The sequence below is a fragment of the Aliamphritea hakodatensis genome, assembly GCF_024347195.1.
GTDB lineage: Bacteria > Pseudomonadota > Gammaproteobacteria > Pseudomonadales > Balneatricaceae > Amphritea > Amphritea hakodatensis.
Window position 1 is genome coordinate 4,161,303 of sequence record NZ_AP025281.1, and the last position, 15,117, is coordinate 4,176,419.

General features: G+C 45.3%; 9 protein-coding genes. 3 read left to right on the plus strand and 6 right to left on the minus strand.

The genetic code is table 11. The annotated features are described in order from the left end of the window. Window positions 1–2: 2 nt before the first annotated feature. From PCI15_RS19055 to PCI15_RS19075, 5 genes are all read right to left on the minus strand, one after another. Complete coding sequence (locus PCI15_RS19055; RefSeq protein WP_271271491.1) at window positions 3–743, minus strand: hypothetical protein; 741 nt, start codon at window positions 741–743, stop codon at window positions 3–5. Further along, window positions 727–2,982, minus strand: a complete 2,256-nt coding sequence (locus PCI15_RS19060) for a type I secretion system permease/ATPase (RefSeq protein WP_271271492.1) — start codon at window positions 2,980–2,982, stop codon at window positions 727–729. The genes PCI15_RS19055 and PCI15_RS19060 overlap by 17 nt, the downstream gene beginning before the upstream one ends. 19 nt (window positions 2,983–3,001) lie before the next feature. Continuing rightward, window positions 3,002–4,453, minus strand: coding sequence for an HlyD family type I secretion periplasmic adaptor subunit (locus tag PCI15_RS19065; RefSeq protein ID WP_271271493.1), 1,452 nt, complete (start codon window positions 4,451–4,453; stop codon window positions 3,002–3,004). A 61-nt stretch (window positions 4,454–4,514) separates the two neighbouring features. Further along, entirely contained in the window at window positions 4,515–6,695 is a 2,181-nt protein-coding gene (locus PCI15_RS19070; protein WP_271271494.1) for a type I secretion system permease/ATPase, read from the minus strand. Between the two features lie 2,060 nt (window positions 6,696–8,755). After that, a complete protein-coding gene (locus PCI15_RS19075; protein WP_271271495.1) occupies window positions 8,756–9,412 on the minus strand; it encodes a TetR/AcrR family transcriptional regulator in 657 nt (218 codons plus the stop codon). Window positions 9,413–9,987: 575 nt separating this feature from the next. Between PCI15_RS19075 and PCI15_RS19080 the strand changes: the two genes are divergently transcribed. Beyond that, entirely contained in the window at window positions 9,988–11,718 is a 1,731-nt protein-coding gene (locus PCI15_RS19080) for an amidohydrolase (RefSeq protein ID WP_271271496.1), read from the plus strand. 51 nt (window positions 11,719–11,769) lie between these two features. Next, window positions 11,770–12,477, plus strand: a complete 708-nt coding sequence (locus PCI15_RS19085) for a TorF family putative porin (RefSeq protein ID WP_271271497.1) — start codon at window positions 11,770–11,772, stop codon at window positions 12,475–12,477. A 359-nt stretch (window positions 12,478–12,836) separates the two neighbouring features. On the opposite strand, the gene PCI15_RS19090 is transcribed toward PCI15_RS19085, so the two are convergent. After that, window positions 12,837–13,733: a LysR family transcriptional regulator gene (locus PCI15_RS19090; RefSeq protein ID WP_271271498.1), complete on the minus strand. Its 897-nt coding sequence runs from the start codon at window positions 13,731–13,733 to the stop codon at window positions 12,837–12,839. Between the two features lie 137 nt (window positions 13,734–13,870). On the opposite strand from PCI15_RS19090, the gene PCI15_RS19095 reads away from it, so the two are divergent. Next, window positions 13,871–14,983, plus strand: coding sequence for an NADH:flavin oxidoreductase (locus PCI15_RS19095; protein WP_271271499.1), 1,113 nt, complete (start codon window positions 13,871–13,873; stop codon window positions 14,981–14,983). Window positions 14,984–15,117 lie beyond the last annotated feature (134 nt).

Below are 15,117 nucleotides of genomic sequence, written 5' to 3' on the forward strand. Positions count from 1 at the left end.
TTTTATGGTGAAGTTACTATCATGGAGTTATGTAACGCCATGACCTTTTGATATATCAGTACAGCATCCTTCAGGTGTTTTCGTTTAAAACGAATATGAACAGAATGACCGTCTGGCCAATGAAAAACCCTGCCACACTGCGGAAGACCATTTCTTACCTTAGTAATCTCGTCCCATTCAACATCCAAATTAAAAGTACTACAGCCAAATATTACGGGTAATCCAAACGGATCAATAATATTTTTATCCATAGGCATATAGAGATTCGGTTTATTGTTAAGAATTGGATTACGGAATTCCCAATAACTAGGAAACTCTACCGATTTATGTTCTTGACCTTTTAGTTTTTTAATCAAATTTATTTTTCTTTCTCGAGCCCTATTTCCTTGCTGCCAAGGGTCTCCCGCTTTAATTCCTTGACGAAAAGATCTGAAAAAAACTTCTATCGTGTCTATGTTACGTTGTACCGATGATTGTCTGAAATACCCGCTTGTTTTAATATCTTCAAACTCTGGCCAACTCATGTATACGGAAAAGCTCCCGTTTTTGCCAACCGATGCAATTTCTTCAGGCACTCGTAACAAATAATCCCCCATTTGCACATCGGCATAACCTTGAGGATAATCTTCTGTTGGTGGGTAATACTTAGACAGCGGAGGAAACTTTTCATCGGTAGAACGGTTATCACAACCTGCTATAACAGACACAATCAAAACTAATAATATATTATTGATAAACTTCATAGTATTCGCTCTGCAATTCCCATAATTCTCGATACTGTCCATCATTCTTAATTAAATCATCATGATGTCCAGCTTCTATTATTTCCCCATGTTCCATAACCACTACCCGGTCACATAACGGCATACAGTTCAGTCGGTGAGCGATCATAATGACGGTTCTGCCTTTTACGATCTCCGGCAGCTTTTTTAAGATTGCGGATTCGGTTTCGTAATCCAGTGCCGAAGTAGCTTCATCGAAGATGAGGATTTTCGGGTCGGCTACTAAAGCTCTGGCGATGGCGATGCGCTGGCGCTGGCCGCCTGAGAGTGCACCGCCCCGCTCGCCTACCGGCGTGTCGTAGCCGTGGGGCAGTTCGTTAATGAATTCATCAGCGCCGGCCAGTGCTGCGGCGTGCTCTATAGCCGCCATGTCTGCCGAAGGATTACTCAGGGCAATGTTGTCTTTCACGGAGCCGTTAAAGAGGAAGTTTTCCTGCAGAACGACGCCCATATTCCGGCGAAGTATGGATGGATCTGTCATGGCCATATCCACATTATCAATGAGGATCTGGCCACTTTGCGGGGTATATAGCCGCTGGATGAGTTTAGTAATGGTGCTTTTACCGGAACCAGACAGCCCGGTGATGCCTATGGTTTGCCCGGCTTTTATGTTCAGGTCCAACCGGCGGATAACTTCCTTGCCATCGTCCGTATAGCGGAAGGTCACTTTACGCAGTTCTATATTGCCGTCGATCTTGTCCAGCGAGGAACGCCCGGCGCTGACAGCGGATTCGGTATCTTCATTTAGAATGTCGCCAATACGTTTAATGGAAATGCCTGTATGCTGAAAGTCCTGCCAGATCTGCGCCAGCCGCAGAATCGGCATAGTCACATGCCCCGCATAGAGGTTAAAGGCAATAAGCTGGCCGACCGAAAGGTCGCCATCTATTACCAGGGTCACACCAAACCAGAGAATCAGTGCAGAGGATATTTTCTGTACCAGACCAATGGCGCCACCGGCCCACTGCCCCAGCATGCTGGCATTAAACGAGGCCTTGAGTGATGCTCCAAGTTTTTCTTCCCATTCCTTCGCAAAGCGCTCTCCCATGCCTAAGGATTTTATGGTTTCAATGCCGGTCACACTTTCGGTCAGAAAAGAGGTGTTATCGGCATTGCGTTCATATTGTTTTTCCACCCGTTTACGCAGAAATGGCCCCACACATAGCCAGAGCAGGCCGAATACTGCCAGTGTAGAAAGCACAATGTAGAACAGCTGGCTTGAGTAGCTGTACATCACGGCGAGAAATACACCCAGAAATGCCAGATCGACAATCATCATCAGCGCAGAGCCGGTAAGGAAATTACGGATATGATCCAGTTCCCGCACCCGGGCAATGATGTTGCCCGCCTGCCGCTCCCGAAAATAGTTCAGCGGCAGATAAATCAGATGCCGGAATAACCGGGCAGAAAGTTCTGAGTTCACCCCACTGGCCAGATGGGAAAAGATTAACCCGCGAATATAGGTCATCAACGGATCAAATATGGCGATGACCAATAAACCAATAGCCAGCACATCCAGGCTCTGTAAGCCCCGGCTGACCAGCACTTTATCAATCACCACTTCAAAAAACTTGGGGGATGCCAGTGCGAATATCTGGATGAACAGTGAAGCAATAATGATGCGTTTAAACAGGGAGGCATGTTTCAGAACAGAGGGAATAAACCAGGCAAAACCAAATTTTTTATCCGTGGTTTGCCAGGCGGGCTGTTTAGAAAAAAGAATGGCTTCATTTGCAAAGCCTGCTTGAGTAAAGAGCGCCTGCAGCTGCGCCAGCGAGTGCCGGGTTACCTGCCCGGTCATCGGGTCGAGTATTTCTGCATTGTCTGCAGAAAGGTTTTGCACGACGTACCGCTGGCCGGTTAACTGGCTGCTGATAATAAAGGGCACCGGTGTCTGCGTGAGTTTTGCCGGATCGAGCGTGACTAACCGGGCTTTCAGCCCTGCCCGTTTGGCACAGCGGATAATATCAATATGGCTGAACAGGCCCTCGGTTTTACCGTGGCTATACCAGGTTTGCCGCGCATCCAGGGCAATATCAAAGTACTTAGCTATACGTACCAGCGCCTGCAGGCCACTGTCTTCTAATGGATCTGTAGCTATATGGTCGTGCTGAATAAGCGAGGCGGAAGCTATTTCCCGCTCTAACTGATCCATTCCTGCCGGATCGCTGGCGGGATTCATTGAATGTGTATTGTGCATGGCTGTTTCCCTACGCCTTTTACCGTTCGTTCAGTGATTCCGACTGATATTCCTTCAGAGGGCTCAGCAGGTAATCAATCACCCGGCGGTCACCGGTTTTTATTTCCGCCGAGATGCTCATCCCCGCTGAAAGCTGAATAATCTCGTCATCCGCCTGTACCATTTGGGCAGCGAGCCGTACCCGGGCCGGGAAGACCAGACCTTGTTGCTCATCTTCCATGGAGTCTCTGGATACATGAATGACTTCCCCTTTGATGGTGCCGTACTTGGTGTATGGAAAACTGTCGACCTTCACTTCCACCGGCTGACCCGCCCGTACGAAGCCGACGTCTTTATTTTCGATGGTAACTTCCGCTTCAAGGTCCAGCCCTTCCGGTACGATGATCATCAGTTCCTGCCCCTGCGTCACCACCCCACCCAGTGTATACACCGCCAGTTGCTGAACAACGCCGTCGACCGGTGCTTTAATGGTCATCTTCCGTAGCAATTCGTTAGCCTGAATCAGCTGTTTTTCAGCATCGGTATGTTCACTGCGCAGTTCCGTTAAACGGTCGTGCAAAGTTTTCTTATTTTCAGCACTGAGTTGCAGCAACTGCTGTTCCAGCCTGAGCCCTTCCAGTTCAAGGCTGGCAGCATCGGCAATTAACTGGGCGTAATCCCGTTCTTCTTCGATGACTTCTTTTTCAAGTTCCAGATATTCCAGCGGCGGAATGTGGCCACTGTCCAGCAGGCGTTTACGGCCTTTAAGGCGCTCTTTAACGTTGCGGATTAATGAACGGGTTTCGTTAGCAACTTTTGCCGCTAGCGTGCGCTGGGTTTCATTTTGTTTTATCTGATATTCAAGGGAGCTGACCCGCACCTGATAGTCAATCATTTCAGCGTCCAGCGTCACTTCCGCCTCTTTAATCCGGTGCGCGGGTGCTGCCACAGGTGGGGCAAAAGATGCCTTGGGATCGTCGGTTAACAATGCTTCCGTACGGGCAATATCAAGGCCAACGGTGATTAAACGGTTTTCCAGCCGGGCGCTTTCCGCTTCTGAGGATGTTCGGTTCAGCGCAATCAGTACGTCTCCTTTTCTGACCAGTTGCCCGTCCCGTACCTGTATGGCGTTCACTTCCCCCTGATCCGGTGCCTGTACCACTTTTGAACGGTCATCAATAATCAGCCGGCCCTTGGCGCTGGCGATAATGTCGATACGGCCCAGAATCGCCCATGCCAACGTAATCAGTGCCAGAGCGATGATGCCCAGCACAAAGTAACGGGCTACACTGGAAGGCGGCCGCTCCAGTACGTCCAGATATTCCGGCAGGAATTCATAGGCCAGTTGTGGCTTGGCAGGTTTAGTGCCTTTAACCGGTGCTTCATTGCCTGAAGTATCAGGCCCAGTATGATCACCAGCCTGATCACCAGTCTGTGCTTCTGCGGTTTGTGGCTGGTCTTTATCAAACAGCGCCGCGGTGTTTTCCTGCATTATTGCTCGTCCCTAAAAAATATCCTTAAAAAGTCAGCCCTGAATATGTTCCCACTCAGCTTTAGCCTGTAGCCACAGGAGTGCTTTGATCCTGATTCAGCTCAGCCCGCTGCAATTGCCATAGCTGGCGATAGGCGCTGTCCGGCCTCGCCAGCAGCTGATTATGATTGCCCGCTTCCACAATCTGCCCTTTATCCAGCACAAAAATACAGTCGCAGTCTTTTACGGTTGATAAGCGGTGCGCAATTAAAATCACCGTACGGCCCTGCTGTATAAGCCGCATATTTTCTTTAATGATTGCCTGAGAATGGTCATCCAGTGCGGAAGTTGCTTCATCAAATATCAGCACGGAAGGGTCAGTAATCAGTGAGCGGGCAATGGCTATGCGCTGGCGCTGGCCACCGGATAATGACGCGCCACCTTCTGCCAGCACCGTGTCGTAACCGTCTTTAAGTTCCAGAATGAATTCATGGGCACCGGCTTTTTTAGCGGCGGTTACCACCTCTTCCAGCGGTGCAGAAGGTTTCATGATGGCGATGTTGTCGCGCACGCTGCGGTTAAACAGAAAGTTTTCCTGTAGAACTATGCTCATAGACTGGCGTAACGACACAGGGTCGATACCGGCAACGTCCTGCTCGTCCAGCAGAATACGGCCCCGCTCCGGGGTATAGAGCTTTTGCACCAGCCGGGTAATGGTGCTTTTACCGGAACCGGATTTACCCACGAAGGCAACCATTTTACCGGCAGGAATATTCAGGCTGATATTATTCAGAATAACTGGGCTGTCCGGAGTGTATCTGAACAGTACGTTTTCCAGCGTCACATTGCCCCGCAAGCCATTTGTGAGCACTGCCTGTTCATTATTCACTTCCGGCAGGGTATTCAGTACGTCACCTAAACGCTCAACCGAGACCCGTGCCTGCACAAAGTTACGCCAAAGTTCCGTTAAGCGGATAATCGGCTGGCTGACATGATTGGCCATCATGTTAAACGCAATTAGCTGGCCGATAGACAGCTCAAGCCCAATAACCTGCCGGGCACCAATCCACAGCACCAACACCATGGTGACTTTTGAGATCACCTGAATCAGTGAGTTAGATAACTGGGAGAGTTGCTGCACTTTAAAGTTTGAATAGACGAAGTCCCGGGTCTGATATTCCCAGCGGCGGGCCATCTGTGATTCCAGCGCCAACGCCTTAACGGTTTCCACGCCGGTAAGCGCTTCAGTGAGAAAAGAATTGTTCACCGCACTGTCACGGCCCAGGTCCTCTACCCGTTTCTGTAACGGCCCGGTAATAAAAAACGAAACCAGTGCGTATAAAGGAATGGCACCGATAACAATCAGGGTTAACAGCGGTGAATACAGGAACATCACCGCAAAGAAAATCAGCGTAAAGCCAAGGTCAATGATCAGGGTATTGGCCGTGCTGGTAATGAATTCCCGAATGGCGTTCAGCTCGTTTACCCGCATGACCGTCACACCAACAGAACGGCTTTTAAAATACGCCAGCGGTAAGTCCACCAAATGCCGGTACAGATTACTGCCCAGTTTTGCATCTATCCGTGCCGCGGTTCGGGTTGCCAGATATTGCCGTAGGGTCTGCAGAAGAATCTCAAATAAAGCTACCGCCACCAGCACGGTGACCAGCACATCCAGCGTAGACACGGCGTTATGAACCAGCACCTTATCCATTACGACCTGAAAGAACAGCGGAGAAATCAGTGCGAATAACTGCAAAATGGCAGAGGCAGCCAGCACTTCCATCCCCAGCTTCCGGTATTTCAGCAGTTCAGGAATGAACCAGCGAATATCAAACTTTTTCAGTAAGCCGGCAGTTGCGCGGCTTTTTAACTGCAGCGTTTCCCCGCTCCACAATTCACCGAATTCTTCTTCACTGAGTAATTCAGGTGAAGGCTGCTCAGGTCGCTGAATCAGGATGGCATCGTCGGTTTTCTGTGCCACTAACAGCCAGTGTCCCCGGGTATCGCGGGCTAATAACGGAAGACGGTCAGAATCGAGCGTTTTATCTGATTTAAAAACAGCCTTTATGCCCAGTTCCCGGGCGATTAGCTTAACGGCTTTCCTGGGTGTTTCAGAAAGCGCTGACTGAGCAGAACGCTCAAAGGTATGAGGATCATCAGTCAGCTGTAATATCTGACAAAGAATTTGCAAAGCACTGAGCAGGCTTTGTGTTTCGTAATCTATTTCTGAACCGAATGATTCAGAGACAATTGAATTCATGCTAGCTACTCACAACAAAGCGATACACCCGATAACTTGGTAAGAAAAACGCCCAATAAACGCTATTCAGCGCTTAAAGACATTTTTTTAACACTTATGATGAATTAAAAAGGGAGTTAGTAGCTTAGAATTCAAGCACGGAAAGGATTGCGCTGGAGGAATAGAAAAACCTGAGACGAAACTCATATGTATAGTCCTTTATAGCTTTAATAAACACAAGGTTTAAATACGAAGAATCCTTCTAGTAATCAATCCAAATAGCTAACTGAATTACAACTTCCTCGTGTAACATGTCCAAGAAAACTACCAGATCAAAAGGGCGATATCAAACAAGAATAAATCTCATCTATAGTGCCATTTGAAATAACCATAGAACTCAGATACCACCTAAAAGTACAAAAACATCAACGCTCAGGCTTCTTAAATAACATATTCAATCTATGAGCAAACAGTCCAGCAGCACATATAACCAATTGATTTATAATACAATAAAATAAAGTGACACTTTCAGTATTGGGTATAGTAGCAGCCAGCTGACCAGTCATTCTCTACGCTGCCATGTCAAAGTTATGATCTAGACTTCATGAATATCTCACGTGTCAATCCGTAACAGGCGAGAAAGACCTCAAATACGTTAGCTGGCAGCTGTGGACGAGTTCACAAATTCTTTTTACGTTTCAGAAAGTCCACAGGACGCTTGCATACAACAATTCATCAATGACAACCCAACAAACAGATTACTGATCTGTGCATTTCATGTACGCAAAGAACATATAAACGATGCACTTCAATCAACATAAAACATTTTTTATGGCTAATTAATATCCTTATATCAAGCAAATACCCAAAGAATCAGTAGCTCTCTTAGGATTCAAAATCCGTTGCCTTCGGGCGTGGCGGTTCAAGTCCGCCCACCGGTACCACAACTTGATCTATTTAAAGATCGTTATATCAAACGAAGCGATATCGAAAGATAATCGCTTTTTTTGTGCCTGAAATTTGGTATTCACGACGGATTCACTTTCCAAAAAGAGCGGCGTTGCCTTCGGGCGTGGCGGTTGCTCTTAAGTCAGTGCCCACCGGTACCACTTATCTTCCAAGAGAAGAAACTCAGAGATCGAACGCGGTTTCAGCCTTCGATTTTTTTGTGCCTGTAAGAAACAGAATGGGTATACACGACGGATTCACTTTCCAAAAAGAGCGACGTTGCCTTCGGGCGTGGCGGTTCAAGTCCGCCCACCGGTACCACAACTTGATCTATTTAAAGATCGTTGTATCAAACGAAGCGATATCGAAAGATAATCGCTTTTTTGTGCCTGAAATTTGGTATTCACGACGGATTCACTATCCAAAAAGAGCGGCGTTGCCTTCGGGCGTGGCGGTTGCTCTTAAGTCAGTGCCCACCGGTACCACTTATCTTCCAAGAGAAGAAACTCAGAGATCGAACGCTGTTTCAGCCTTCGATTTTTTTGTGCCTGCAAGAACAGAATGGGTATACACGACGGATTCACTTTCCAAAAAGAGCGACGTTGCCTTCAGGCGTGGCGGTTCAAGTCCGCCCACCGGTACCACAACTTGATCTATTTAAAGATCGTTGTATCAAACGAAGCGATATCGAAAGATAATCGCTTTTTTTGTGCCTGAAATTTGGTATACACGACGAATTCGCTTTTCATAACATCTAGCGTTGCCTTCGGGCGTGGCGGTTGCTCTTAAGTCAGCGCCCACCGGTACCACTTATCTTCCAAGAGAAGAAACTCAGAGATCGAACGCTGTTTCAGCCTTCGATTTTTTTGTGCCTGCAAGAACAGAATGGGTATACACGACGGATTCGCTTTCTAAAAACTCTTCAGTAGAGCTTATGCGTTGCCTTCAGGCGTGGCGGCTGGTCTTAAGTAAGTACCCACCGGTACCACTTGATTAAGCCTCGTTTCTCTTCGGGAGAGTCGGGGCTTTTTTGTGCCTGTAAGAAACCGAATGGGTATACACGACGGATTCGCTTTCTGACAACCAGAATCTAACTGAATGCCCATAGAACCGAGGGGAAACCTCACTTATAGCTAAGACCCCTTTGGCAATAACCTAGGCTTCAAAAGTTCACATAGGACCAGCTTCAAATCATCAGAAGAACGTTTAGCACGCTGCCCCTTTTCACTGGCAATCATCATTAATCCACGATCACCTAGCTCAAGAAACAATTCTCCTAATCGTTCACGTTCTCTGATTTGGCCCCGGACCCCTAAACGTTTAAATAGCTCAGCCATTGTGATGATGGTTTTTGTATTGTGTGCTTCATCCAGTTTCTGCAGATCCGGGAGGGAGAACATTGCTCTTGATAGAAACAGCAGAGCTTTTTGTTGTTTGTATAAAGCAGATAACCCATCGATCAGGTCATTAACAAACATCTCAATGTTCATTGTTTCTATAGGCCAGCGTGCGATCTCATCCATAAAAGAATCGATGAGTGTCAGCCAGCGTGATCCCATGGCATACAGTATTGCATGCTTATTGGGGAAGTAGTGATACAGCGTACCTATAGAGATATTCATCTCTTCTGCGACCAGGCTCGTACTGAACTCATCTAAGCCTACTCTCTCCAGCAGCTCAGAAGCTGTATATATTATTTGAACGGCCTTAGCTTTAGAGCGCCCCTGTATTGGTGCTGCTCGTGGCATAAGGCTTTTGGTCTTTTGGGCTTTACCTGAAGTAAGCGGCAAGAGTCTTTCCTGTAAGTTTTTGGTGTTGTATGTGAGAGGTTGTTGTTACATCTCTCGAAGTCCAAAGCTTAACTTCCTGATGAGGCTGTTAGATCAGGCCTAGCAGAAACGATATGTGATTTTATCATGTCTGCAACTCTGCGCGAGCTATCTCTTCATGTCTTGATATATTTTCTTTTTCCTCACCTATCGCCCAAATCATTTTCAAAAATTTATTTTTTTACCAAAACTTAGACACGATTTAAACGTGCTATCCAGGTAAAAGCCCTAGATGTTTTTCGCTGGGGAAGCAAGAGATAAGAGAAAATAAAAAATACATATAAAACAAATAGATACATATATATTCTTTTCATTTTTACGCCAAGAACTAGTTACAACCTCCTATGGAATTGGATTTTCAACATCGTCAACAAAGCTTGACCAATTTTTCTAATTCGAATAATCTCTCGAAAAAGAACCGAGAAATTTCTCGAATTAGCAATATTGCTAGACGTGATAACCCCTCGATTTCTAGATGCAATTACTTTGTTTTTTCACTTGTACTTCGATTGGAAAATTAACCAGAGGTGATAAGAATGCTCGATAGATTTAGACCCAAAACCGTGCTGAAGCATATCGCTGTCAGCTGTTTGTTCTCGTCAGGTTTAGGCGCATCACCCGTTCAGGCAGCAGATGCTGACTATCTGTTTGTGAACGGTAAGGTATATACACAAAATGATGAGCAGCCATGGACAGAAGCTGTCGCCGTGCAAGGCAATAAAATTGTGTATGTTGGTGATAACGAAGGGGCGAAGGCTTCCACAGGTCAAAACACCGAGATTATTGATTTAGAAGGGAGGATGGTGCTTCCCGGTTTAATTGATGCGCATAGTCATCCCATTGTTGCGGCCGGAATGAGCCATATGGGCTTTCTTGACCGTTCAGGAACAATAGAAGAGTGGCTGAAAGATATAAAAGCGTATGCCGACAGTAATCCAGATATGAAGAGTATTCTTCTGTCAGGTTTTTCTGTAAGTGCTTTTGGACCAGAAGGTCCGACCAAGGAACTGTTAGATGCAATCATTCCTGATCGACCAGTTGTTGTAATCGATGACGGTTTCCACGCTGCCTGGGTGAATTCCAAGGCGCTTGAGCTAGCAAATATAGATAAGAATACGCCAGACCCATTGCCAGGCTCTCACTTTTATCAGCGTGATAAAGACGGCAATCCTACCGGGTGGTGTCGGGAACAGATGACTTTTTTCCCAATGATGGAGCAGCTTGGCGCAGTGAGTCAGGAAACTATCATCAGTGGGGCAGAGAATGTATTTCCGCTCTATATGTCGAACGGTTACACCTCTGTATATGACGCTGGCTTCAGCTATTTTGAAGGTTTTGCTTACCCTGCATTAAATATTCTGGCAGAAAATGAAAGGCTGCCTTTCCGAATAGTTACTTCTCATATGGTGCAGGGACCCCATCAGCTTACAAAAGCAGTTAATACGCTTCAGGGATACGCTGAAAAGTATTCGTCTGAATTAGTTACACCCCGTGTGATGAAAATCGTAAATGATGGTACTTCCGAAGCGTATACCGCTGCGCAATATGAACCCTATGAGGATCAGCACGGCCATAAAGGAGAAACAAATTTCAACGCTGAATTGCTTAAAAGTTTTGTTATCGATGTGGAAAAAGCTGGTTTTGATACTCACATACATACAATCGGCGACAGGGCCGTAGCTGAAGCGCTTGATGCTTATGAAGCTGCAGACAAGGCCGTGTCTAATAAGCAGAGTAGACGGGCGCTTGCTCATGTCGAATTGGTACGCGACGAAGACCTGGAACGATTTGGTCAGCTGAATGTAATTTCTCAAACAACTCCCTTCTGGTTTGCGAATGATGGTGTTTTAGTGCAAGGCGTTCTCGGAGAAGAGCGTGCTGCAAAGCTATATCGTTTCCGGGAAGTTCTTAATAGTGGCGGCAAAGTAACCTTTGGTAGTGACTTCCCTTCAACAGGTGATATTGCAGGCATGGGGCCACTTATTAATATCGAAATGGGTATGACGCGAAAATTTGCGGGAGTAGAAGATATGCCCGCTACACCTCCTTTAAACGAGACTCTTACATTAGAACAAATGATTCGTGGATTTACCTTAGATGCAGCTTATCAACTAGGCCTGTCCGATAAGATTGGTTCGCTTGAGGTCGGTAAATTGGCTGATATTACGATATTAGATAAAAATCTTTTTGAAATTGCCCCCAATCAGATTCATAAAGTTAACGTTGTAATGACAATGAGCAACGGCAGGATTGTGTTCCAACAATAGCTGCGAACCTCCTCTTTTCTTAATAAAGAAACCTTCTTAAAAAAAATAATAATGAATGGTAAAAAAATGAATAAAATATTTTTTTCTCTTGCTTTGCTTACTCCTATTTTCAGCGTAAATGCAGCTGAGCTTTCCGGTCATATAGGATTTACCAGTGATTACAGGCTTAATGGCCAGTCTCAATCTGCAGGTCATGCAGCAGCACAGGGGAATCTTAATCTACAATTTGAGAGTGGCATATTTCTTGATATGTTTGGTACCAGTGTTGATTTCGGGCCTGGAGATGATGCTACAACCGAGATTGACTATGCCATAGGCTATAAAGGTGCGTTGTCGGATGAGTTGTTTTATGGCGGCTATCTTTCGTATTACACCTTCCCTGGTCGTGATACCCCATTCGGAGGAGATTTTGCTGAGATCACCGCCGTTCTGGCGTATAAGCATATGACAGCGACATATTCCTACACTGATAATAACTTTGATCTTGATCAGAAGCTGAGCAAGGTTGGAGTGGACCTTAACTATCCATTGAGTGATACGCTGACGCTAGACTTGCATGCGTCCCACAATTTTGGATCTGGAGTTGAAGGGCTATACGGGCCTGGCAATGATAATTATCAGGACTACGCAATAGGTTTGACAAAATCTATATCAGAGCTGGATTTCTCTGTGGCTTATATCATAAATAATCTACCCAACTCTGCAATTGAAGATTTTGATGATAACACCCTGGTATTTGCTATTTCACATAGTTTCTAAAGCATATTGAACGATTTTCCTTTGGCAGATACCTTTTCGCGTAAGACGTTATTGCTTAAGGGTGTCTTTATTCACTGGGCGGATTACGTTACTAATGGATAGTGTTATAGCTGGTACGTATAGTGGATCGCCTCCAGTTTGCCAGAGACCGGTCAGCTATAGAATAGTCGGAAAACACCTGTTGAAGAGACTTCAGACCAAGGAAACAGACAGTAACCAACAACCTCAGACCCGTTGATAAACGGGCTTCTTTTATTTAAAAAATAAAATCATAAACAACTTCCGACATAAGTATCAGGAGATTGTGAGCCTGTTTCAGCCCTCATGAATAATGAATTAAATCCTTCATAAACACTTAATTATCTATTAAGTTCATCTGAAATATATTGAATGAATAACTGAAGACGCTTTGGTAATAATTGGTCAACAACCCTTAGCGAGTAAAGATTTAAATCTTTTGTTTTATAGCCCTGTAAAACAGGCACAAGTTCACCTGATTCAATATAATCACCGACAACAAAGTCAGGGACTACGGCGATCCCCACATGTGACAGCAGCGCATCTTTTAATAAAATACTATTATTCGATTTAAGATGAACATTAACATAATGCGTGACCCGTTTATTATCTTTAATAAACTCCCATTTGGGGTTACTCCCTTCCTGAGAAAAGGCCAGACACTTGTGACGGTGAAGATCTTCTACAGCGTTTAATGGGGGATTGTTTTTCAGATAATCCGGTGAAGCACAAGCAATAAATCTATAGCTTTTAAGTTTCTTACATAAAAGTGTACTGTCTTCCAGCTCACTGGCCAGTCGCAACACCAGATCATAATCTCCTTCTATAACATTTACGTATGTATCCGTCATAAATACATCTAAGTTAATATCGGGGTACCTGACCATAAACTTTGCAGCAATAGTTGAAAATACACCAACACCCCAGGTCATAGGTACACTGATCTTTATATTACCCTGGGGCTTAAACTGTGCTTCAGTAACTTCGTCAGTTAAATGACTCCATTCCTCGAGCATTTTAATTGCATACTGATAACAGCGCATCCCATTATCCGTTGGCTGTAAATGCCGGGTACTCCTGACAAAAAGCTTAGCGGCTAATTCAGACTCTAAACTGCTAACTGACTTAGATACCCTGGCCACGGATAAATTGAGCTGTTTTGCAGCCACACTGAAACTGCCAAATTCAACCACTGTTTTCAAAACCCTTAAACTTTCCAGCTGATTGATCTTACTCATTGCTATGAATCCTGCTCTCTAAAACACTCAACAACATTTAACAAAAAGTTAACAATCATTCAACTTTGATGACCATTATGTAAATAAGTATCCCATGTAAGAATGCATTCAAAGATTAAGACACCAAGGAATTTACAATGAGTAACGAAACAACAAATCTTTTCTCCAATTTCAAAATCGGAAACATGGCTTTAAAAAACAGGCTGGTTGTTGCCCCCATGACACGTGTAAGTGCCTATGAAGACGGCACTGCAGGACCTCTGATGAAAGATTACTACCAGGCTTTCGCTGCCGGTGGTTTTTCACTGATTATTACCGAAGGTCTCTACACGGATAAGCATTTCAGCCAGGGGTACAAATACCAGCCCGGCCTGGCAGATGAAACTCACATGGAAAGCTGGAAAACCATTACAGAAGCGGTTCATAAAGCCGGCAGTAAAATTATTGCTCAGCTCATGCACGCAGGGGCACTTTCCCAATACAACAAGTACACCGGTCAGAGTGCCGCACCTTCTGCAGTAAAACCCCTGGGTGAAGAAATGACTTTCTACTATGGCAACGGAGAGTATTCTACTCCAAAAGAAATCAGCCAGGAGGAGATTGAAGATGTTATTGCAGGTTTTGTCCACGCCGCCAGACTGGCTAAAGAGGCAGGTTTTGATGGCGTTGAAATTCATGGCGCAAATGGGTATTTGCTGGACCAGTTTCTGACTGTTTATACCAATAAAAGAACAGACCGGTTTGGAGGTAACCTGGCCAACCGCTTAAACCTGTATAAAGAAATCATTACATCTGTCCGCCATGCCGTTGGGGCTGAATTCATCCTTGGTGTTCGGTTCTCTCAGGGAAAAGTAAACGATTTCGAGTATAAATGGCCCGCCAAAGAAGCTGATGCACGGTATACCTTCGAATACATCAGTAGCTTAGGCGTCGACTATATTCATACAACAGAACATGTAGCGAATGCACCGGCATTTGACGGCCATTTGTCACTGTCAGAGCTCGCAAAGACCAGTGCAGATTTACCAGTCATCGCAAATGGCGGTATTAATCAGGAAAAAGACGCTCTGAAACTGTTGAACGCAAAAAAAGCCGATATGTTATCAATCGGCAAAGCAGCCCTTGCTAACCCTGACTGGCCAAACCTTGTTGAATCCGGAAGGCAACTCAATGAGTTCAGTTTTGAAATGTTCAATCCAATTGCGGACTTAAGAACAGCAAATGATTTTCTCCGAAAGAATCACGCCTGAATCAGACTAGCTGCAGAGCAGGTGAAGATTGTGTGCCCACAATGTTCAATTGTGGGCCACTGTAGCCTGGTATCATTTGTTACTGCGGTCACTGAAAAACAACGCTATCTGTTCGGATTAAGGAAAATACAGCA

Excerpts from the sequence above, each read along its gene's own strand:
- PCI15_RS19085 (WP_271271497.1), top strand. The coding sequence starts at position 11,770 with ATGAATGGTAAAAAAATGAATAAAATATTTTTTTCTCTTGCTTTGCTT.
- PCI15_RS19070 (WP_271271494.1), bottom strand. The coding sequence starts at position 6,695 with ATGAATTCAATTGTCTCTGAATCATTCGGTTCAGAAATAGATTACGAA.
- PCI15_RS19080 (WP_271271496.1), top strand. The coding sequence starts at position 9,988 with ATGCTCGATAGATTTAGACCCAAAACCGTGCTGAAGCATATCGCTGTC.
- PCI15_RS19090 (WP_271271498.1), bottom strand. The coding sequence starts at position 13,733 with ATGAGTAAGATCAATCAGCTGGAAAGTTTAAGGGTTTTGAAAACAGTG.
- PCI15_RS19060 (WP_271271492.1), bottom strand. The coding sequence starts at position 2,982 with ATGCACAATACACATTCAATGAATCCCGCCAGCGATCCGGCAGGAATG.
- PCI15_RS19065 (WP_271271493.1), bottom strand. The coding sequence starts at position 4,453 with ATGCAGGAAAACACCGCGGCGCTGTTTGATAAAGACCAGCCACAAACC.
- PCI15_RS19095 (WP_271271499.1), top strand. The coding sequence starts at position 13,871 with ATGAGTAACGAAACAACAAATCTTTTCTCCAATTTCAAAATCGGAAAC.
- PCI15_RS19055 (WP_271271491.1), bottom strand. The coding sequence starts at position 743 with ATGAAGTTTATCAATAATATATTATTAGTTTTGATTGTGTCTGTTATA.